The 19,792-nt window shown below is 69.1% G+C and carries 15 protein-coding genes; 5 read left to right on the forward strand and 10 right to left on the reverse strand.

The window, feature by feature from the left end; all coding sequences use genetic code 11:
* Nucleotides 1–106 precede the first annotated feature (106 nt).
* Entirely contained in the window at nt 107–1,027 is a 921-nt protein-coding gene (gene ppk2 / locus A9976_RS30650) for a polyphosphate kinase 2 (protein WP_183022100.1), read from the forward strand.
* A 60-nt stretch (nt 1,028–1,087) separates the two neighbouring features.
* Here the strand turns inward: ppk2 and A9976_RS30655 are convergent, their stop codons facing one another.
* Nucleotides 1,088–7,174 carry a DUF4011 domain-containing protein gene (locus A9976_RS30655; RefSeq protein ID WP_183022101.1) on the reverse strand — a complete coding sequence of 2,029 codons (6,087 nt, stop codon included), beginning with the start codon at nt 7,172–7,174 and terminating at the stop codon, nt 1,088–1,090.
* 197 nt (nt 7,175–7,371) lie between these two features.
* The gene (locus tag A9976_RS30660) at nt 7,372–7,647 is read right to left on the reverse strand and encodes a metal/formaldehyde-sensitive transcriptional repressor (RefSeq protein WP_172642953.1); all 276 of its coding nucleotides are present in this window, start codon (nt 7,645–7,647) and stop codon (nt 7,372–7,374) included.
* 45 nt (nt 7,648–7,692) lie between these two features.
* On the opposite strand from A9976_RS30660, the gene dmeF reads away from it, so the two are divergent.
* A complete protein-coding gene (gene dmeF / locus A9976_RS30665; protein ID WP_183022102.1) occupies nt 7,693–8,739 on the forward strand; it encodes a CDF family Co(II)/Ni(II) efflux transporter DmeF in 1,047 nt (348 codons plus the stop codon).
* A 2-nt stretch (nt 8,740–8,741) separates the two neighbouring features.
* Here dmeF and A9976_RS30670 read toward each other — a convergent pair whose 3' ends face one another.
* Complete coding sequence (locus A9976_RS30670) at nt 8,742–10,412, reverse strand: ABC transporter substrate-binding protein (protein WP_183022103.1); 1,671 nt, start codon at nt 10,410–10,412, stop codon at nt 8,742–8,744.
* 115 nt (nt 10,413–10,527) lie between these two features.
* Complete coding sequence (locus A9976_RS30675; protein WP_183022104.1) at nt 10,528–12,006, reverse strand: M17 family metallopeptidase; 1,479 nt, start codon at nt 12,004–12,006, stop codon at nt 10,528–10,530.
* Between the two features lie 213 nt (nt 12,007–12,219).
* Between A9976_RS30675 and A9976_RS30680 the strand changes: the two genes are divergently transcribed.
* Nucleotides 12,220–12,558, forward strand: a complete 339-nt coding sequence (locus tag A9976_RS30680) for a DUF6616 family protein (protein WP_183022105.1) — start codon at nt 12,220–12,222, stop codon at nt 12,556–12,558.
* 84 nt (nt 12,559–12,642) lie between these two features.
* Here the strand turns inward: A9976_RS30680 and A9976_RS30685 are convergent, their stop codons facing one another.
* The 6 genes from A9976_RS30685 to A9976_RS30715 form a co-directional block, all read right to left on the reverse strand.
* Nucleotides 12,643–12,846, reverse strand: a complete 204-nt coding sequence (locus A9976_RS30685; RefSeq protein WP_259649371.1) for a tripartite tricarboxylate transporter substrate-binding protein — start codon at nt 12,844–12,846, stop codon at nt 12,643–12,645.
* 33 nt (nt 12,847–12,879) lie between these two features.
* A complete protein-coding gene (locus A9976_RS30690) occupies nt 12,880–14,133 on the reverse strand; it encodes an MFS transporter (RefSeq protein WP_183022106.1) in 1,254 nt (417 codons plus the stop codon).
* Nucleotides 14,134–14,207: 74 nt separating this feature from the next.
* Nucleotides 14,208–14,645: a type II 3-dehydroquinate dehydratase gene (gene aroQ, locus A9976_RS30695; protein WP_183022107.1), complete on the reverse strand. Its 438-nt coding sequence runs from the start codon at nt 14,643–14,645 to the stop codon at nt 14,208–14,210.
* Nucleotides 14,646–14,859: 214 nt separating this feature from the next.
* Nucleotides 14,860–16,011 (reverse strand): porin, encoded by a 1,152-nt coding sequence (locus A9976_RS30705; RefSeq protein ID WP_183022108.1) that lies wholly within the window; start codon nt 16,009–16,011, stop codon nt 14,860–14,862.
* A gap of 91 nt (nt 16,012–16,102) precedes the next feature.
* Nucleotides 16,103–16,936 (reverse strand): shikimate dehydrogenase, encoded by an 834-nt coding sequence (locus tag A9976_RS30710; protein WP_183022109.1) that lies wholly within the window; start codon nt 16,934–16,936, stop codon nt 16,103–16,105.
* A gap of 48 nt (nt 16,937–16,984) precedes the next feature.
* Nucleotides 16,985–18,379, reverse strand: coding sequence for an MFS transporter (locus A9976_RS30715; protein ID WP_183022110.1), 1,395 nt, complete (start codon nt 18,377–18,379; stop codon nt 16,985–16,987).
* A 186-nt stretch (nt 18,380–18,565) separates the two neighbouring features.
* Between A9976_RS30715 and A9976_RS30720 the strand changes: the two genes are divergently transcribed.
* Both A9976_RS30720 and A9976_RS30725 read left to right on the forward strand, forming a co-directional pair.
* Complete coding sequence (locus A9976_RS30720; RefSeq protein WP_012206241.1) at nt 18,566–19,336, forward strand: IclR family transcriptional regulator C-terminal domain-containing protein; 771 nt, start codon at nt 18,566–18,568, stop codon at nt 19,334–19,336.
* The gene (locus A9976_RS30725) at nt 19,336–19,791 is read left to right on the forward strand and encodes a DUF4440 domain-containing protein (protein ID WP_183022111.1); all 456 of its coding nucleotides are present in this window, start codon (nt 19,336–19,338) and stop codon (nt 19,789–19,791) included. Before A9976_RS30720 ends, A9976_RS30725 begins: the two co-directional genes overlap by 1 nt.
* The last annotated feature ends 1 nt before the right edge of the window (nt 19,792 follow it).

Genomic DNA, 19,792 nt, shown 5'->3' on the forward strand with positions numbered 1-19,792 from the left:
AAGGCGAGCGGTGCCAGGGTATTCACCCAGCCGCACCGTCACAGCCGCGTCACACATCCACGCCACCATCCCAGGCGCCAACTCCTGCACGCCCGGATTCCCCACCATGTACGACGAACTTCTGCCCGACCACCATGATTCGCTGATGCAGCGCATCGAACGCGACCTGCTCGACAGCTACGACGAAGAACTGGAGATGGAGATAGACGACGCCCGCCTGGGCAGCGGTGGCGACGATCTGGACGGTGCCGACTCCGTGAGCCGCCAGACCTACTTTCGCGAACTGCTGCGCCTGCAGGGCGAGCTGGTCAAGCTGCAGGACTGGGTGCAGCACCACAGGAAAAAGGTGGTCATCCTCTTCGAGGGCCGCGATGCGGCCGGCAAGGGCGGCGTGATCAAGCGCATCACCCAGCGCCTGAACCCGCGCGTGTGCCGCGTGGCCGCCCTGCCCGCTCCCAATGACCGCGAGCGCACGCAGTGGTACTTCCAGCGCTATGTCTCCCACCTGCCTGCGGGTGGCGAGATCGTTCTCTTCGACCGCAGCTGGTACAACCGCGCGGGCGTGGAGCGCGTGATGGGCTTTTGCTCCGACGAGGAGTACGAGGAGTTCTTCCGCTCCGTGCCCGAGTTCGAGAAGATGCTGGTGCGCTCGGGCATCACGCTGGTGAAGTACTGGTTCTCCATCACCGACGACGAGCAGCACCTGCGCTTTCTGGGCCGCGTGCACGACCCGCTCAAGCAGTGGAAGCTCAGCCCCATGGACTTCGAGAGCCGCCGCCGCTGGGAGGACTACACCAAGGCCAAGGAAGCCATGCTGGAACGCACCCACATCGCCGAGGCGCCCTGGTGGCTGGTGCAGGCCGTGGACAAGAAGAAGGCCCGGCTCAACTGCATCTCCCACCTGCTGACGCAGCTGCCCTATGAAGAGATAGAGCACCCGGCCATCGTGCTGCCAGAGCGCACGCGCAATCCCGAATACACACGCAACCCCGTTCCCCAGCACATGTACGTTCCGGATCTGTACTGAGCGGCGGCCGGCAGCGGGCTGCCGGCGTTCTCACGCCCCGTCTTCTCAAGACCCGTTTCCTCAAGCCTTCTGCGCCTCGCCATCCTCCACGGATGCCTCGGGCCACTCAGAGGACACGGAGGACGCGGAGGCCTCGGAGGACTCGGACGCCTCAGGCATCTCTGGCGCTGGCCCTGCCCCGGCGACTGCAGCCGCCTGCGGCACCTCGGCAACCTCTACAACCTCGGCCGCACGCTTGCGCCGGTCCTGCTCCAGCAGCGCGGTCAGCGCCGCGTGGATGCGCTCCAGCGTGCCGCCCGGGTTGACCCACCAGTCCGTGGACCAGATGCGCAGAATCTGCCAGCCCAGGCCGCGCAGCACCTGCTCGCGCAGCTTGTCGCGGTCGCGTGCCGTGGCCGAGCGGTGGTAGGTGGCGCCGTCGCACTCCACGCCCGCCAGGTAGCTGCCCGCATGGTCCGGGTGCACCACGCCCAGGTCCACGCGGAACGAGGATGCGCCGATCTGCGTGTGCACGCGCCAGCCCTTGCGCTCCAGCGCCTGGGCCACGCTGGCCTCGAAGGGGCTGTCGAAATCGCCCTGGCTGCCATGGTGCGACTCGGCCAGCGCGCGCGGGCCGCGCTCGGCAAATTCCAGGAAGTGCTTGAGGTCGCGCACGCCCGCCGCCTGGGTGCGCGACAGGTCCATCTGCTCGCCGCGCAGGCTGGAGAAGATGCGCAGCTCCTGCCGCGCGCGCGTCACCGCCACGTTCAGCCGCCGCTCTCCACCATCGCGGTTGAGCGGGCCGAAGTTCATGGACACGGCGCCCGAGATATCAGGCCCGTAGGTGATGGAAAAATACATGATGTCCCGCTCGTCGCCCTGCACGCTCTCCAGGTTCTTGACGAAGACGGGCTCCAGCAGCGCATCGGAGAAAAACGGCTCCAGCCCCGGGTCCTTGCGGCGCTCCTCGTCCAGCAGGTCCTCGATCAGGCTTTGCTGCTCGGAGTTGAAGGTGACCACGCCGATGGTGGCGCCCGACTGCGCAAACCCCGGCGACTGCAGCCGCGCCACCAGGTCGGCCACCAGGGCCCTGGCCTCGGGCTGGTTGATGCGGGCGCCACCTTTTTCATAGCGGCCCTGCACGGCGTGGAAGCTGACGGCGCGGTCATCGGTGACGGGCGAGGGGAAGGTCACCAGCCCGCCGCCGTAGTAGCGGTGGTTGCTGAAGGCGATCAGGCTTTCATGGCGCGAGCGGTAGTGCCAGGACAGGTTGCGCGTGGGCAGGCTGGCGCCCAGGCATTCGTCCAGGATGCTTTCCATGTCGCCTTCCACGCCCTGCGTGTCGTCGTCGAAGGTGTCGGAGGTGTCGGCGCGGCCGAAGAAGCTGGTGGGCGGCAGCTGCTTGGGGTCGCCCACCATGATCACCTGCCTGGCACGCGCCATGGCGCCGATGGCGTCCCAGACGGGGATCTGCGAGGCCTCGTCGAAGATGACGATGTCGAAGTTGCTGGTCTCGGCGCTCAGGTACTGGGCAATGGACAGCGGGCTCATCAGCAGGCAGGGCGTCAGGCGCAGCACGGCCGACGGGATCTGCTCCAGCAGCTGGCGCAGCGGCAGGTGCTGGCGCTTCTTGGTGATCTCGCGCCGCAGGATGCCCCACTCGCTGTTGCGCTGGATGCTGTCGGCCGACGGCAGGCCCGCGCACAGCCGCGCACGTATCCACTGGCGCGTGACCGAGGTGAATTCATCGTCCAGCGCGCGGAAGTCGGCAATGCGCCGCTCATGCTCGGCAGAGACAAAGCGCTTGAGCACCTCGTCCTCGTCCACGGCCAGCGCCAGCCACCAGCGCGCGTAGTTGACCTCGAAGGCCTGGGGTGCCTGGGCCGGCTCCAGGCTGCCGGACTCGATGGCGTCGGCCAGCGCACCCAGCCCGCCCGCGCGGGCCGCGGCCTGGGCATTGCGCCAGGCGCACCAGGCATGCAGGCCGCCCTGCCCGGCCAGCACGCCGCCCGCCGTGGCCGCCAGCCGCTCGGCCGTGCGCTGGGCCAGGGCACGCTGCTGCGGCTCGCCATGGGCTGCCGCCGCGCCGAAGGGGTCTATGGCCGCGTGCAGGCCGGCCAGGCTGTCCAGCAACTGCTGGCAGGCCATGCCGACCGCGGCACCCTCGCCCAGCTCGGCGCTGCGCAAGGCCAGCACCTGGTGCAGGGCCTGGCGTGCCTGGGCCAGCTCGGCCTCCTGCCAGCCCAGCCCGGTCAGCCCTGCCTGCAGCGATCCCTGCAGGCGCAGCGCATGCTCCACGGCTTGCGGGCGCGTGTCCAGGCCGTCCCAGACGCCGGGGCAGCGCAAGCGCAGATCGTCCAGCGCCAGCAGCTGTTCCTCGATGGCGCTGCGGGCCGCCAGCTGCGCATGGGCCTGCTGCAGCGCCGCGCCACAGCGGCCCTGGGCCACGGCGGCGTGCGATGCCATCAGGCCGCCGCGCCGCGTCAGTTGCAGGCGCTCGCGCTCGAAGGCCAGCGCGTCCTGCAAGGCCTGGGCATCGGTTTCCAGGCCGCGCCACAGGCCGTGGCTGGCATCGGCCAGCGGCAGGTAGCCATCGAGCTGGCGGTCGATCTGGTACAGGGCCTGCAGGCGCTGCACTTCGGCCGCCCAGCGCTCGCCGCCATGGCCTTCGGCCACGGCCTCCAGGCCGTCGAGCGAGAAGGATTTCTGCGCACGCGCGGCCAGCAGGGCCGCATTGGCCTTCAGGGCGCTGCGCGCATGGTCGGTGCGCGTGCGGTGTCCGGCCCACAGGCCGTCGGCTGCGGCGCCGGGCTGGATCTGGTCCAGTTCCTCGCGCAGGCCCCGGATGCGCACCAGGGCGGCCAGGTCATCGGCCACGCGCGGCTCGCCCGCGCCTTCGATGGTGGCCTCCAGCGCCGCGCGCACCTTGCGCCGGCCCAGCCAGGACAGCGGCCACAAGGACTTGCCGGCCCTGGCCCATTCGCGCTGCAGCTGCGAGACATTGAGCTGGCCCACGCCCGCGCCGTACTTGACGGACAGGCCCTGGCGCAGCGCCGCGATCTCGTCGATGCACTGCAGGCCGCGCTCCAGCTCGTCGCCCAGTGCCACGGGCCAGGGCGTGCCCAGCCCGGCCTGCAGGCGCCGGCGCTGCGCCAGCAGGTCCAGCGCCTGGGCCAGGCGCGCCTGCAGCTCGGCCGGCCAGGGCGCCGGCATCTGAGAAGACAGCTCGCCGTGCCGGGCCAGCAGTTGCAGGCCGGATTGCAGGGATTCGCAAATGCGCGCGCTGTCGGGCAGTACGCAAAAAGCCAGGTTGCGGCCTGCGGCCGCAGGCAACGCCCGCGCGATCACGCCCAGCGCCGAGCGCGCCTGGCGCCCCAGCGCAGGCCACTCGATGCGCAGCAGCCGGCCCAGCTGCTGCGCCGCCTCGGCAAAGCCCCGGCCTGCCTGGTCCAGCGCCTGGGCGGCGTCCACCATCTGCTGCTGCCAGCGCACGGACCAGTCGCTGGCCTGCACCGTGGCCAGCGGCCCGTCTTTCAGATGCTGCGCGCCCACGGCCTGGGCATTGGCCTGCAGGCGGCCCGCAGTCTCGCGCAAAAGGGCCAGGCCCGCTTCGTCATGGGCCTGGGGCGTGGGCCAGTGAAATCCCAGGCGCGGCAGCGCCTCGCCACCGGCCACGGCGCCAATGGCGCGGTAGATGGTCCAGCCGTTGGCGTGGCGCCGGTGCAGGCGCTCCACATAGGCCGACAACTGCTCGCGCAGGCGGCCGAGCTGGCTGGCCTTGGCGGCCCAGGCCTCGGCATCCACCTCCCCGTGCGAGTCCCAGGATTTCTGCAGCTGGCCCAGCACATCGAGCTTGCGGCTCTTGTTGGAGTGCAGCTCCAGGCAGAACTCGCCCAGGCCCACTTCGCGCAGGCGGCGGTAGACCACGTCCAGCGCGGCGATTTTCTCGGCCACGAAGAGCACGCGCTTGTCCTCGGCCAGGCACTGCGCGATCAGGTTGGCAATGGTCTGGCTCTTGCCCGTGCCCGGCGGGCCGATGAGCACGAAGTCCTTGCCGCGCGCAGCGGCCATCACGGCCGACAGCTGCGATGAATCGGCCGGCAGCGGGCTGAAGACCTGCTGCGGCGCGAACTCCTGGTCCAGCCGCCGCGTGTCGGGAAAGGCGATCTCCGAGCGATAGGGCTCGCGCGGCGTGTCGATCAGGTGGGCGACCACGGGCGAGCTGCGCAGCTGGTCGGCGCGCTCGGCCAGGTCCTTCCACATCAGGTACTTGGCGAAGGAGAACATGGACAGCACCACGTCCTCGCTGACCTCCCAGCCGCGCACGTCCTTGATCGCCTCGCGCACGCGGGCCCAGATGCCGGTGATGTCCAGCCCGGCCTCGTCGCGCGGCAGGTCGCCTGCGGGCACGCCCAGCTCCAGCTGGAAGTCCTGGCGCAGCATCTCGACCAGCGTGGGATTGAAGCGCGGCTCGTCCTCATGCGCCTGCAGCGTGAAGCCCGAGCGCGCGCTCTTGCGCTCCAGCGTGACGGGCAGCAGGATCAGCGGCGCGCGCACGCGCACATCGGGCTTGTCGGGCCGGCTCCAGACCAGAAAGCCCAGGGCAACGAACAAGGTGTTGGCGCCGCCTTCCTGCAGCGCGTTGCGTGCGCCGCGAAACAGCTCCACAAAGCGGCTGTCCAGCTCCAGCGGCTCCAGGTCGATGAAGACCTCGCGCCGCTGCAGCGCCTCTTCGGCGTGCGCGCCGCGCAGGTCTTCCAGGCTGCGCGCCTCGTGCAATGGCTGGCTGCGCGGGTCCTTGCCCTGCATGAGCTCGGGGCTGGGCAGCAGCTTGAGCACCTGGCCCTGGGCCAGCGTGTCCTCCAGCGCGGGCGCGGCCACCTGCAGCAGCAGCGATTTCTTGCCGGGCTTGAAGTTGAGCAGTGCATTGCGCAGCGACAGGTCCAGCAGCCGGCGCTGCCAGCGCGCCAGCCTGTCCTTGGGATCGAGCTGGGAGGTGGGCACTTCGCGTGTCTGCGCCTGCGCCAGGAGCTCGGGCGGCGGCTCCACGGTGAGCCGTGGCTCGGCCTGGCCTTCGCCGGCCTCGGGCGCGGCGTCCTGGGGCTGGGCCAGCGCCAGCGGGCGGATGCGCTGCATGCGCGCGCGCCGCACGTCCACCAGCAGCTCGAACTGGTCCTCATGCTCTTCGGCGAGCTGGCGCGCGCCCTGGGCAATGGCCTGGCTGAAGGCCACGGCCTGGCCTTGCGCGGCCAGCGTGGTCTCGAAGAGCACCAGCTCCTGCAGCTTGAGCCGCTTGCGCACGGCCGTGATGTCATCGACCACGGCGGTCGAGAATTCCTGCCTGCCCAGCCACAGGCCCACGAAGGCATGGCCGCGCGTGAAGACCAGCAGCGGGTTCAGGTGCGCCTGCTCCAGGCAGGAGGCGAACAGCAGCGTCAGGTCCAGGCAGGTGGCCAGGCCCGCATCCAGTACCTGGGACGCGCCGCGTATCTTCTGGCCCGCATGCTCGAAGCTGGCCGGCGGCAGCGCGTAGTTGAGCTTCTTCTGGAGCACGGAAGTCCAGATGGCCGAGGCCAGTTCCCAGGCCCGCTGCGGCCCCTGTTCATAGCCGTTGATGGCGCCGGACTTGCCCGCCGCCTCCAGCGCCTGCGCAGCGCCCTTGAGGATGCGGTCCACGGCCGGGTCGTTGGGTTGCACGAAGGCCGCCACCATCTCGGGCAAATGCCCCAGGCCGCCCCACTGGTTGCGTGCCAGCAGTTCCAGCGGGTGTTCGTGCCGGGCCAGCACCGTCTCTGCCGGCTGGCCGCTGCGCAGCTCCAGCCGCAGCACGGCGGGCTCGGCCTCGGTCAGGCGCGAGAGCAAGGCGCCGTCCAGCGCCACATCCAGGTCGGTCAGCGCATAGGTGCTGTGCGCGGCCACCGACTCCAGGCGCCAGGTGCGCGGCTTGATGAAGGCAGGCTCCGAGGCCAGGTGCAGGCTCAGCGCCTGCAGCGGCAGCTCGCCCTCGTTGACGATGGCCAGCTCCAGCAGCGCGGGCACGGCGTTCTGGAAGTCGGCGAGATTGAGCTTGGCGACGGTGCCGATGCGCAGCTGCGTGGCCGTCTGCGGCGCCTGGGCGGCGGAGGCTGCGGCATCTGCGGGGGAATCTCGGCGGGGGTCTTCTGTCATGCGCGGTAGTCCTTGGCTGGCCAGCAGGCGGCGGGAACTGTCGAAATCCCGTCATATTCCTGGCCTGACGATTGTCCGCTGCGAATGGGCCGCCGTGTCCGAGATGGGCGGTTTTCAGGGGTCACTGTTTGCAAAAAATGAGAGCAGGAAACCGCGCCGAGAGCGCCAATCCGCAGGGCCGGCAATCACTTCATCAATCACTTCATGTACGAGCGCATCACCGACAGCACCAGGTCCACGTCGTCATCACGGGCCTGGCCGCCGGCCGTGCCATCGACCAGATGGGTGCGCACATGGCCTTCGAGCACCTCGAAGATCATGCCGTTGACGGCGCCGCGCACGGCCGCCAGTTGCTGGAGGATGGCCGCGCAGTCGTGCTCGGCCTCGAGCGCGCGCTCCAGCGCCTGCGCCTGGCCCTGGATACGGCGGATGCGCGTGAGCAAGCGCTTCTTGTTCTGAATCGTATGTGCCATGAGGGCCATTCTAGGCGCCTGAATATACTGGGGTACAGTATCTTCATGAGCAGCATTCCTTCCCTCTCTACCGCTCGCGGCGCCAGCCCCAGGCAGCATTCACACCGTTTCGACGAAGGCAACCCGCTGGGCGAGCGTCGTGCCATGCTGGCTGCGGGGCTGACGGCGGCCATGATGGTCGGGGAGATCGCAGGCGGGTACGGATTCAACTCCATGGCGCTGCTGGCCGATGGCTGGCACATGGGATCGCACGCGCTGGCGCTGGGGCTCTCAGCTGGCGCCTATGCGGCCGCGCGCAGATTGGCGGGAGATACGCGCTTTGCCTTCGGCACCTGGAAGATCGAGGTGCTGGCCGGCTACACCAGCGCCATCTTGCTGCTGCTGGTGGCGGGCGGCATGGCCTGGCAGTCGGTGCAGCGCCTGTTCTCGCCCTCGCCCATCCACTACCAGCAGGCCCTGGGCGTGGCCGCGCTGGGCCTGCTGGTCAACCTGGCCTGCGCCTGGCTGCTGAAGGGCGGGCACGGGCATCACCATGGTCACGGTCACGGTCACGACCACGGCCATCACCACGGGCACGGGCACGGCAGGCATGCGCACGGCGGCCACGCGGGCGACCGCCATCACGGCGACCACGGCGACCATGGCGACCACGGCGATCTCAACCTGCGCTCGGCCTACCTGCATGTGCTGGCCGATGCCGCCACCTCGGTGATGGCCATCGCCGCCCTGTTCGGCGGCATGGCCTGGGGCCTGGGATGGCTGGACCCGGCCATGGGCCTGGCCGGCGCCGTGCTGGTGGCGGCATGGGCCCTGGGCCTGCTGCGCGACAGCAGCCGCGTGCTGCTGGACGCCGAGATGCACGCCCCCGTGGTCCGCGAGGTGCGTGAGGCCATCGCCCAGGCGCCGTTTGCCGCGCAGATCTCCGACCTGCATGTCTGGCGCGTGGGCAAGGCGCGCTACGCCTGCATCGTGGCGCTGGACGCGCCCGCAGGCGTGGACCCCGATGCCGTGCGCCAGTTGCTGGGCGTGCACGAGGAACTGGTCCACGTCACGGTGGAGGTCAACCGGCCGCAGCCGGCTGCGACACACTGAGCCTATTGCGCGCCGACCACCGCAGCCTGGCGCGCACCGGGCTGCTTGAACAGCTTGAAGTACGGCGTGTTCGAAGGATTCACCGGGATGTCGAACTTGCGCACCATGGCATAGGTCTGGATCTGGTCGTGCAGCGGCAGGTAGATCAGCTCTTTTTGCACCGTGCTCCAGATGGAGTGGATGGTGGCGTCGCGCTTGCGCGCATCGCCCTCGGAGGCCAGGGAGACGATCTTGCTGTCCAGCTCGGCATTGCTGTAGCGCGTGGCATTGGTGTTGCCCCGGCCGTTCTTGCCGCGCGTGTGCACCAGGTAGTCGAAGACATAGGCCGAGTCATAGGTGGGCACGCCCCAGCCGTAGAGGTAGAAATCCGTTTCCTGGTTGTTGATGGCCGCCGTCTGGATGGCCAGCGGCCGGGACGACACGGCGGTCTTCACGCCGATGCGGCCCAGAAAGCCGGCGATGGCCTGGCAGATGGCCTCGTCGTTCAGATAACGGTCGTTCGTGCAATGCAGGGTGATGCCGAAGCCGTTGGGGTAGCCGGCCTCGGCCAGCAGTTTCCTGGCCTGGGCCAAGTCGGCCTTGCCCACGGCGCCAAAGGATTTCTCGTAGCCATGCACAAAGGGCGGCGCAATGATGTTGGTGGGCACGGACAGGCCGCGCATCACGGCGCGCTGTATGGCCTGGCGGTCTATGGCCAGCTGGAAGGCCTGGCGCACGCGCAGGTCGGCCAGCGGGTTCTTGTCCTTCACATCGGAATGCGACAGCGGGGCGGCGCCCACGTTCAGGCCCAGGAAGATGGTGCGGTTCTCGGCGGCCTGGTTGATGCGAAAGCGCGGGTCGGCGCTCAGGCGCGCGATGTCCTGGATGGGCAGGTCCTGCACGAAGTCCACCTCGCCCGACAGCAGCGCCGCCACGCGCGTGGCCTGGGACTTGATGGGCAGGTAGACCAGCTCGTCGATCTCCAGCGGGAACAGGCCCTTGCCCCAGTAGCCGGGGAACTGCCGCAGCACGGTGCGCGTGTCCTGCTCGCGCGAGGCGATGACATAGGGCCCCGTGCCGTTGGCGTTGCGCGTGGCGTAGTTCTCTTCCTTGGCCAGCGCGTTCTGCGGCTGCTCGGCACCATGGGCCTTGGCCCAGGCGGCGCTCAGGATCTGGATGTTGATGAGGCTGGCCGGCAGCAGCGGGTTGGGCCCGTTGGTCCTGATGTGCACGGTGAAGGCATCGACCTTGGTCACGTCGGTGATCGAGGTCAGCAGCGAGCGCATGTCCGAGGTGGCCGAGCGCGCGCGGCGCAGCGAGAACAGCACGTCGTCGGCCGTGAACAGGCTGCCGTCATGGAACTTCACGCCCTTGCGCAGCTTGAACTCCCAGACCGAGGGGTCGGCAGTCAGCGCCCAGGACGTGGCCAGGGTGGGCAGCAGCTTGCCATCGGCCGTGCGGATGATCAGCGGCTCGTAGATCTGGTGCAGCAGGTTGTGGTTGGGGCCGTTGTTCAGCGCGTGCGGGTCCAGCGTGGATGCGTCGGTGGAGCGTGCCCAGCGCAGGGTTTCGGCCTGGGCGGGCGGTGCGCACAGCAGGGCTGCGGCCAGGGCGGGAAGCAGTGCGGAAGTTCGCAGGGTGCGCAAGTGGGTGCGCAGCAGGGAAAGGCGAGGCAGGAAGCGTCTTTGGGTCATGAAGTGTCCTGGCAGCCGGAACAAGATCGCAGGAAGGCGGCGGCGGGTGCCGCGCCGGCTGCACCAGACGGCCGATTGTGTGGAGCCACCGGCCCGCCGCAAAGCCCGATTGCGCCTATGCAAATGCGCTGCGCGCAGATGCAAAGCGCTGCGACAGCAGGGCGTACAGCGCGCGCAGGCCCTGGGCCTCTCCGCCCCTGGGCCGGCCGGGGCGCTCCTCAAGATTCCAGGCGAACAGGTCCAGGTGCAGCCAGGGCAGCTCGGGCGGCACAAAGCTCTCCAGGAACAGCGCAGCCGTGATGGCACCGCCCTGCGGTGTGCTGGCGGCGTTGAGCAGGTCGGCCTGGTCGGAGCGGAGCATGCGGCGGTACGGCGCCCACAGGGGCAGGCGCCACAGCGGGTCGGCCTGCGCGCGGCCCTGGGCCAGCAGCGCATCGGCCCAGCCGTCATGGTTGCTGAACAGCGCGGGCAGGTCCGGCCCCAGCGCCGTGCGCGCAGCGCCCGTGAGCGTGGCCAGGTCGATCAGCAGCGCGGGCGGCGTGGGCGCGCTGCGAATGGCGTGGTGCAGCGCATCGGCCAGCAGGAGCCGGCCCTCGGCATCGGTGTTCTCGATCTCCACGCGCAGGCCGTCACCGGCCTCGATGATGTCGCCGGGCCGCAGCGCACCGGCACCCACGGCGTTCTCCACCGCAGGCACCAGCAGCTTCAGGTGGATGGGCAGGCCCGCCTGCATCAGCAGATCGGCCAGGGCCAGGGCGTGTGCGGCGCCGCCCATGTCCTTCTTCATCCAGCGCATGCCTGCGGCGGGCTTGAGGTCCAGCCCGCCGGAGTCAAAGCACACGCCCTTGCCGATGAGCACCACATGGGGCAGCGCGGCATCGCCCCAGGTCAGCTCGGCCACGCGCGGCGCCTGGGCCGCCTGGGACGCCGCCCGACCCACGGCGTGCACCAGGGCAAAGCCTGCGGCGGGCAGCTCGTCGCCCACCCATTGCCGGTAGCGCGCGCCATGGCGCGCGGCCAGGTCGGCCACGGCCTGGGCCAGCTGTTCGGGACCCAGCTGGTTGGCAGGCAGGTTGACCAGCCGCCGCACCTCGCCAATGGCGGCGGCCATTGGCGCGACGGCTGCCTGCTCATCAGGGCTTGCCACCAGCTGAGCGAGTGATGAAGCGGTTGCCGCATCCGACTGCCGCGCCTGGCGGGTCGATGGCAACGCGCCCAGTGCCCAGCCCAGCAGCAGATGCGGCCTCTGAGCCTCATCCGCATCGGCGAGCGTGTAGGTGCCTGCCGGCAGCGCAGCCGGCAGGCCGGCCAGCTGCCACAGCGGCTGGTCCGGGTCCACGCCGACCAGCACGCCAGCGAGGGCAGTGCACTCGCCCTGGCCTTCGCCCTGCATGCCGGGCAACAGCAGGATGCGGCCCGGCTGCGCATCGAAGCCTGCGGCGCGCGCCCATCGGGCCTGGGCCGGGGGCAGTTGCTCCAGCAAGGCCGCCAGCGTAGCCGGCGTGGCGCGGTGCAAGGCCGTGGCGGGTTGGGATGAAATGGCAAAGGCGCCGGGGCGGGAATCGGAATGGACAGTTGTGACGGAGCTGGACATGGCGTGGTCAAAGCGCGCCAGCCTAAAGGCCAGCCCGCCTATCGCAAACAAGCCTGCCGCATATGGATATGCGCAAACCCCTGATGGAAGGCAGCGCCAGAGCAAAGCCATCGACGGCACAGGCTGCGTGCCATGGCACCAACATATAATTAGCTGCCATACAATATGCCAGCATCAAAACTGGCGCACAGCGTCTCAACCCCAGGAAACACCATGTCTCACTATCTGGTCGAGCTCTATTCCCCCAACCCCGCCTGGCTGGCCCTGCCCGCCGCGCAGCGCCAGCAGTTTCTGGACGCGGTTGCCAGCGCCATGGGCGGCCTGGCTGCCATGGGCGTGCAGGTGCTGGCCCTGGCCGAGACCGATGCCACCCTGGACCGGGCCAGCCCCCACCGCTTCCTGGGCATCTGGCGCTTTCCCGATACCGCCGCGCGCGATGCCCTGCTGGCGGGCATCAAGGCCAGCGGCTGGTACGGCTACTTCGACCATGTGAACGCGGCCAGCGGCACGGGCGGCCTGGAAAGCCATCTGAAGGCGCTGGCCGAGGCCTGAGGCGCACGTCGGGTGCGTTCACCACCTTGTTGATGGCTTCGTTGAGCTGCTTGACGATGGCGTCGGAGGTGCCGGCCGGGGCCATCACGCCCCACACGCTGGCCAGCTCCACGCCCTTGATGCCGATTCGGTGCAGGTCGGCACGTCGGGCAGCAGCTTGGAGCGGCTCGCGGTGGTCACGCCGATGGCGCGGACCTTGCCCGACTGGATATGCGACAGCAGCGTGGGGACGGAGCCCATGTACATGTCGATGCGCCCGGCATGTCCCACCACCGGTTCATGAAGCATCGGGGGGAACACCGCACGGATGCGTGAACAGTGTCATGACCGGGGCTGAACCCTTTGCGCTGACCGCAGCCGGTACAGCCGCGGCAGCCAGGCAAAGGCGATAAGGACCAGCACAACGCCCGCCAGCGCCATGGGCAGCACCATCGGCCAGGCACCGTGGCGCATCGTCGGATCGACAAATTGCGCCGCCAGCTGGCCGGCGCAGAAGGCCACGCACATGATCGCGAAGCCCGAACACGACACGGCCCGCCCGGCCAGCTGCGGCGGCAGGCCACCCACCGCGCCCGCCTGGCCGCAAGGCTGGTGCAGGCCATGGCCCAGTGCATACACCGCGTGCCCCAGCAGCAGTGGAAAGGGCGAGGCCGGCGCCAGCACGCAGCCGGCGATCTGGATGCACGGCCCCAGCAGACTGAGCGAAGCGCCCAGCTGCACCGTGCGCACCGGCCCGTGGCGCGACAGCAGGCGCCGGCACCATGTGATGCCCAGGATGTAGACCAGCGAGCCGCCCGCTGGAATCCAGCCGTAGAGCACGGGCGACAGGCCGAACAGGTCGACGTACACCATCGGCGACAGCAGCAAAAAGCAGAAGATGCCGCCGTAGGTGGCTGCGGCCAGCGCCGTCCAGGCGCAAAAGCCGGGGTCGGCGATCACCTGGCGCACACCGCCAGCGGATACGGATACGGGTACGGATGCGATGACCGGGGCAGACTCCGCCGGCGCTTGCCGCGTCTCGCTGAAAGTGCGCCAGCACAGTGCCAGCAAAGCCAGCGAGTAGACGCCCATCGCCACCAGCACCCAGCGCCAGCCGGTGGCCTGGACTCCCCATGCACCGGCAATCGGCGCCACCAGGGCCACCAGCCCCAGGCCTGTGAGGCCGCGGGCCATGATGCGCGGCCCTTCATGGGCCGGATACAGGTCGCGCACCGCAGCCCGTGCGCACACCAGGATGGCCGCCATGGCCGCGCCCTGCACGGCGCGCCAGGCCACCAGTGCGTCCGCGCTGCCCGCCAGCGCACAGCCGGCCGCCGCTGCCGTGTAGCAGGCCAAACCCGTCAGCAGAACAGGCCGGCGCCCGAAGCGGTCGGCCAGCGGCCCGCACACCAGTTGGGCGACACCGAAGGCCAGCATGAACACGGTCAGGCTGCTGCTGGCCGAGCCCAGGTCGCGCGCGATCTCGGGCAACGCCGGCAGATAGCCATCGGTGGCGACCGGCTGCGCGGCCAGCAGCAGCGGCAGCAGCAGGAGGAAGGAAACGGAGCGGCGCGGGCCGGGATCGGCGAAGTTCATCTCAATGAAGCCTGGTCACGGCATGCAGCGCGTCGAGCGAGGGAGTTCAAAGGCAGATGCATGGCCGGTTGCGCCTATGCGATGGAGGACAGCACAGCCCGCAGGCCCAGCAGATAGCTGTCCGCGCCGAAACCGCAGATCTGGCCCCGGGCGATGTCGGCAAACACCGAGTGGTGGCGGAAGGGCTCGCGCGCATGGATGTTGCTCATGTGGATCTCCACCACGGGCACGGTGAGCATGGCCAGCGCGTCGCGGATGCCGTAGCTGTAGTGCGTCCAGGCGCCGGCGTTGATGAGCACGCCATCGACGCCGTCCCTGAAGCCCTGGTGTATGCGCTCGCACATGGCGCCTTCGCAATTGGTCTGGAAGCTGTCCACCTCGCAGCCCAGCTGGCTGCCCAGGCTGCGCAGCGAGGCGTCGATCTCGGCCAGCGTGACCGTGCCGTACTGCGCCGGATCGCGCTGGCCGAACATGTTGTGGTTGATGCCGTGCAGCATCAGGATCTTTTTCATGGTGGCTCCGTGGCTCGATGTCTTGGATGGAGGATGGCGTGCCGGTGGCGTCCGGGTCAGGCCGTGGTGTCGATGGCGGCGCCCATGCGGGCAGCCTGCGCAATGGCCTCGGTGATCTGCAGGTTGCGCAGGCCGTAGCGCACGCTGAGCAGCGGCTGGGCCAGGCCACGCGCCACCTGCGCCACCTGCGCTATTGGGCCATGGCGAGCCCCTCTCAGAAGCGGTGCAGCACGCCCAGCTGCACGCCCTTGATGGTGCGGCCGTTGACGTCGTCGGCCGATGTGAAGTTGGGCTTCATGCCGCCCGAGGCCGCCAGCCGGAAGCCCGCATTGCGGTCGTTCTTCAGCTGCTCGGCCACCGCGTAGAGCATGGTGCGCCTGGACAGGTCGTAGTAGGCCGCGACCGCGCCGCCCGATGCGCCGCGCCCGCTGTCCGAGCCATCCTGTATGCGGCCCCACAGCGCGCCCACGCGCAGCTGCGGCGTCACGCGGTAGTCGGCCGACAGCTGCCAGACGCGGTAGAAGCGGCGCACATCGGCATTCGTGCCCGCCACCAGCCCGCCCACATTGCCCAGCACCGTGCCCGTGTTGTTGCCCGCCGAGCCCGCCGTGCTGTTGTTGGACCGCACAAAGGCCAGCTGGACCTTGCCCTTGCCGTAGTCATAGTTGGCGTAGAGGTTGTCGTAGCGGACCGCGTCGGTATAGGCCGCGTTCTGCGGCGCACGCGCATACAGGCCTGCATAGCCGACGCGGTAGGGGCCGTTCAGGTAGTCCAGGCCCAACTGGTAGATGGCCTGGCGCGCTGGAGCACCGGTCTCGGCCATGGCGTAGTGGGCCTCGAACAGGAAACCGGCCACGCGCGGCGAGGTGTAGGAGATGTCGTTGTCGAAGCGCGAGGGCACGCCGAAGTTGTTGACCATCGATCCCAAGGTGCGCGAGGTGAAGTCGATGTAGTCGCCGCGCCCGAAGATCACGGTGTTCTGCCGGCCCAGCCGCACCTCGCCCCAGCCGCCGCCCAGGCCCACCCAGCTTTGGCGGTCGAAGCCGCGCGTGCTGTCGGCCTGCGTGCCGTTGTCGGCGTTGATGCCCATCTCCAGCTGGAACTTGGCGTACAGGCCACCACCCAGGTCTTCCTGCCCGCGAAAGCCCAGGCGGCTGCGCAGCAGGGCGCCGTCCTCCAGCGTGGTCATGGATGCGCCCGAGCTGCTGCGCATGTGGTTGATGTACTGGTCCACGCTGCCGTAGATGGTGACCGAGGACTGGGCGTGGGCACCCGCGCCCCAGGCGCCCAGCACGGTGGCAAGGGCCAGGATGCGAAGGGCCCCGCGCTGCGGCACTCGCGGTGTCTGGTGCATTTGCTGTTGCATGGTCTTGTCTCCTTCTCTGTGAAAAATGCTTTTTCGGGCGTGGCTGCGCCCTGCCCTGGACGCATCCCGGGCCGGTTGTCTGTCGGCTGGATCAGTAGGAGATGTGCGCGGTGGCGCGCAGCTCGTCGGGCGTGGCGCTGCCGAAGCCGAAGAATTCGAGGTAGGCGGGAATCATCTCGAACAGCATGTCCGTGCCCACCTGGAAGTCGCAGCCCTTGTCGCGCACGGCGCGCAGCAGGGGTGTGAACTCGGACTTCATCACCACCTCGCCCACAAAGGTGGTGGGCGCGATGCGCTGCACGTCGAACGGCAGCGGGTCATCGGCCTTCATGCCCAGCGGCGTGGCGTTGACGACCACGTCGAAGCCCTGCGGGTCCCTGGAGCCCGTGCCCACCTTCAACCTCGGGTAGTAGGCAGCGAGCCGCCCGGCCAGGGCCTGCGCGCTCTCGGCCCGCGTGTCGAACAGCATCAGCTCGCCCACGCCGGCTGCCGCCAGCGAGGCGGCAATCGCCGACCCCACGCCACCCGCCCCGGAAATCAGCACCCGCGCGCCCTGCAGCTGCCGCCCCTTGCGCAGCACGCCGCGCACAAAGCCCGCACCGTCGAACTGGTCGCCCAGCAGCGTGCCATCCTCGCGCCGCAGCACGGCATTGCAGGCGCCTGCAATGTGCACGGCGGGCGTGACCTCGTGCACCAGGTCCACCACGGACACCTTGTGCGGCATGGTGATCAGCGCGCCGCGCAGGTTGGTGAAACGCATGATGGCCGCGAAGTCCGGCGCGAAATGCGCCGCCTTCACGCCCATGGGCACGACGCAGGCGTCTATGCCCCGGCCGTCGAACCATGGGTTGTAGATCATGGGCGACTTGAAGGTCTCGGTGGGATCGCCGATGTGCGCGATGAGGGTGGTTTTTCCGGAAATCATTCCCTGGGCTTTCGGATGCTTGAGTTGGCGGTATGTGGCGTGTGAAATTCAGCGGCCGGACTGGGCCAGGGCCTGGGTGCGCAGGCGCTCGTACTCGGCGGGGTCCACAGGCCGTGCACCGGCCTCGCCCAGATCCTCCATGCGCACGCGGTAGGTCTCGCGGGCGCTCCAGGCGGCCAGCGCCGCGACCACGGTGATGCCGAAGGCGATCAGCCCCACCGTCAGCCAGATGTTCTGGGACCCCGGAGGCGCCACGGCCGTGAACAGCGCGGGCAGCATGGCGGTGATGGCCGTGCCCACGTTCTGCGAGATGGCCATGGCCGAGACGCGCGTGCGGGTCGGGAACAGCTCGGGGTAGAAGCTGGGGAACACCGCGTTGTAGCCCTGGTAGACCACGCCCCACATCAGGATGGACATGGCGAAGGCCAGCGGCATGTTGCGCGTGCTGATGGCGTAGAGGTAGCCGATGGCCAGCAGCCCCGACAGCAGCGCGCCGAAGATGATGGGCGGGCGCCGGCCGATGCGGTCGGACAGGTTGCCCACCATGGGGATCACCAGCACCGCGACGATGTTGCCCACCACGGGAATCCACAGGTACATGTCCTTGGCGAAGCCGATGCCGTAGGCGGGCTGCACCGCATAGGCGGCACCGAAGATGGTGGCCACCACGGGGATCACGTTCATCAGCGCCATGCAGACCACGCGCAGCATGTCGGGCGAATGGTGGCGGAAGGCCTCGACCACGGGCGAACGCGGACGCGCCTCGCTGCGGCCTGCGGCGGTGAAGGCCGGGGTCTCGTTGACCTCGCGGCGGATGATCCAGCCCGCGATGATGACCACGAAGCTCAGGATGAAGGGAATGCGCCAGCCCCAGCTGTTGAACTGCTCGGTGGGCATGTAGTGCGCCAGCGGCAGGAACACGGCCGCTGCCAGGATCTGGCCGGCCTGCACGCCCTGCAGCGTGAAGCTGGCGAAGAAGCCGCGCCGCCCGAACGGTGCATGCTCCAGGATCATGGAGCTGGCGCCCGAGATCTCGCCGGCCACGGCAAAGCCCTGGATCAGCCGCATCAGCACCAGCAGCGCCGGTGCCCACAGGCCGACCTGGTCATAGGTGGGCAGCAGCCCCACGGCGATGGTGGAAAAGCCCATCAGGAACATGCACCACACCAGCACCTGCTTGCGCCCGTGCGTGTCGCCCAGGTGGCCCAGCACGAAGGCGCCGATGGGCCGCGCCACATAGCCCACGCCATAGGTAGCCAGCGAGGCGATGATGGCAATCGCCGGATCACCCTGCGGAAAGAAGATCTGCGGAAAGATCAGCGCCGCAGCCGTGGCGTAGATGAAGAAATCGTAGTACTCCAGGGCCGAGCCTATCCAGCCGCTGGTAGCGGCCTTGCGCGGCTGGTGCCCGGTGGGCTGTGTGTGTATCGGGGTTGCGCTCATGTGTTGTCTCCTCCATGTAGAAAAGGCCCCTGCTCGATGCTTGCGGCCAGGCCAGCGGGATGTAAAAAATGTAGTTCCCGCCTATGGATGCGCCCAAGCCAATTTCGAAAGGCATGTGCGCTGATCGCACCGCGCTGTTCGATAATCGCACGCACCCAGGGTTAATACGGAAAACTCAAGCTCGCCATGACAACACCTTCCACCCTCGCCCAGCGCGACTGGATTGCCGGACTTGAACGCGGCGTATCGATCATCGAAGCCTTTGACGACGCCCACCCGCGCATGACGGCCGCCGAGGCCGGCCAGCGCACGGGCATGACGCGCACCGCCGCGCGGCGCTACCTGCTGACGCTGCAGCACATGGGCTACGTGGCGGGGGACGGCAAGCTGTTCTGGCTCACGCCGCGCGTACTGCGGCTGGGCCAGTCGTACCTGGAGTCGGCACGGCTGCCGCGCATCGTCCAGCCGTTCCTGCAGCGCGTGGCGGCCGGCACCCATGAAACCGCCTACCTGGCGGTGTTGGACGACGACGAGGTGGTCTACATCGCGCGCAACGGACCCAACCGCAACATGAACACCGGCTACGTGCTGGGCGCCCGCGTGCCGGCCCAGGTCACGGCGGCCGGCATGCTGATGCTGTCCATGCGCAGCGACGCCGAGCTGGAGCACTGGCTGGACAACCGCGCGCTGACGGTCTTCACCTCGCACACCATCACCTGCCCCGCCGAAATGCGCCGCGAGCTGGCCCTGATCCGCACCCAGGACTGGGCGCTGTGCGAGCAGCAGCTCAACCTGGACTCGCGCGGCATTGCCGTGCCGCTGCGCGACCGCCACGGTGCGCTCGCCGGCGCCCTCAACATCACCATGCCCATGGGCCGCGAAACCGGCAAGGACGCCGTGGCGCGCGTGCTGCCCATGCTGCGCGAGACGGCGCAGGCCATGCGGGATCTGATCTGATGGTGAACAACATGGCCATGGCGCAACTTCCTGACCTGGACATGCATGGCGGCGACGACCATCTGCTGCAGCATCTGCAGGCATTGGAAGTGCGACTGCACGATCCGCAGGTGCGATCGGACGCAGGCCAGCTGCAGGCGCTGCTGCATGAAGACTTCCTGGAATTCGGCCGCTCGGGCGGCGTGCATGACAAGGCCGACAGCGTAGGCAGCCTGGGCGCTGCCGTGCAGCCTCAGCCGCCGCTGCAGCTGGTGGCAGATGGATTCGCCCTGGCGCGCCTGGGGCCGGACAGCGCGCTGCTGACCTACCGCTCGGCCAGCGTGGCCGAGGATGGAACGGCCGGCAGGCATACGCTGCGCTCCTCGGTCTGGCTGCGCACGGCCCTGGGCTGGCAGATGCGCTTCCACCAGGGCACGCCCACGGCGCCATTCGACCTGGCCGCATCCATGCCATGAG

Origin of the sequence: Delftia sp. UME58, from assembly GCF_014170385.1 — a bacterium.
Taxonomy (GTDB): domain Bacteria; phylum Pseudomonadota; class Gammaproteobacteria; order Burkholderiales; family Burkholderiaceae_C; genus Comamonas; species Comamonas acidovorans.

Coding starts and splice junctions, on each gene's coding strand:
- A9976_RS30705 (WP_183022108.1), bottom strand. CDS start 16,011: ATGCAACAGCAAATGCACCAGACACCGCGAGTGCCGCAGCGCGGGGCC.
- A9976_RS30710 (WP_183022109.1), bottom strand. CDS start 16,936: ATGATTTCCGGAAAAACCACCCTCATCGCGCACATCGGCGATCCCACC.
- A9976_RS30655 (WP_183022101.1), bottom strand. CDS start 7,174: ATGACAGAAGACCCCCGCCGAGATTCCCCCGCAGATGCCGCAGCCTCC.
- A9976_RS30680 (WP_183022105.1), top strand. CDS start 12,220: ATGTCTCACTATCTGGTCGAGCTCTATTCCCCCAACCCCGCCTGGCTG.
- A9976_RS30725 (WP_183022111.1), top strand. CDS start 19,336: ATGGTGAACAACATGGCCATGGCGCAACTTCCTGACCTGGACATGCAT.
- ppk2 (WP_183022100.1), top strand. CDS start 107: ATGTACGACGAACTTCTGCCCGACCACCATGATTCGCTGATGCAGCGC.
- A9976_RS30675 (WP_183022104.1), bottom strand. CDS start 12,006: ATGTCCAGCTCCGTCACAACTGTCCATTCCGATTCCCGCCCCGGCGCC.
- A9976_RS30690 (WP_183022106.1), bottom strand. CDS start 14,133: ATGAACTTCGCCGATCCCGGCCCGCGCCGCTCCGTTTCCTTCCTCCTG.
- aroQ (WP_183022107.1), bottom strand. CDS start 14,645: ATGAAAAAGATCCTGATGCTGCACGGCATCAACCACAACATGTTCGGC.
- A9976_RS30715 (WP_183022110.1), bottom strand. CDS start 18,379: ATGAGCGCAACCCCGATACACACACAGCCCACCGGGCACCAGCCGCGC.
- A9976_RS30720 (WP_012206241.1), top strand. CDS start 18,566: ATGACAACACCTTCCACCCTCGCCCAGCGCGACTGGATTGCCGGACTT.
- A9976_RS30670 (WP_183022103.1), bottom strand. CDS start 10,412: ATGACCCAAAGACGCTTCCTGCCTCGCCTTTCCCTGCTGCGCACCCAC.
- A9976_RS30660 (WP_172642953.1), bottom strand. CDS start 7,647: ATGGCACATACGATTCAGAACAAGAAGCGCTTGCTCACGCGCATCCGC.
- dmeF (WP_183022102.1), top strand. CDS start 7,693: ATGAGCAGCATTCCTTCCCTCTCTACCGCTCGCGGCGCCAGCCCCAGG.
- A9976_RS30685 (WP_259649371.1), bottom strand. CDS start 12,846: ATGCTTCATGAACCGGTGGTGGGACATGCCGGGCGCATCGACATGTAC.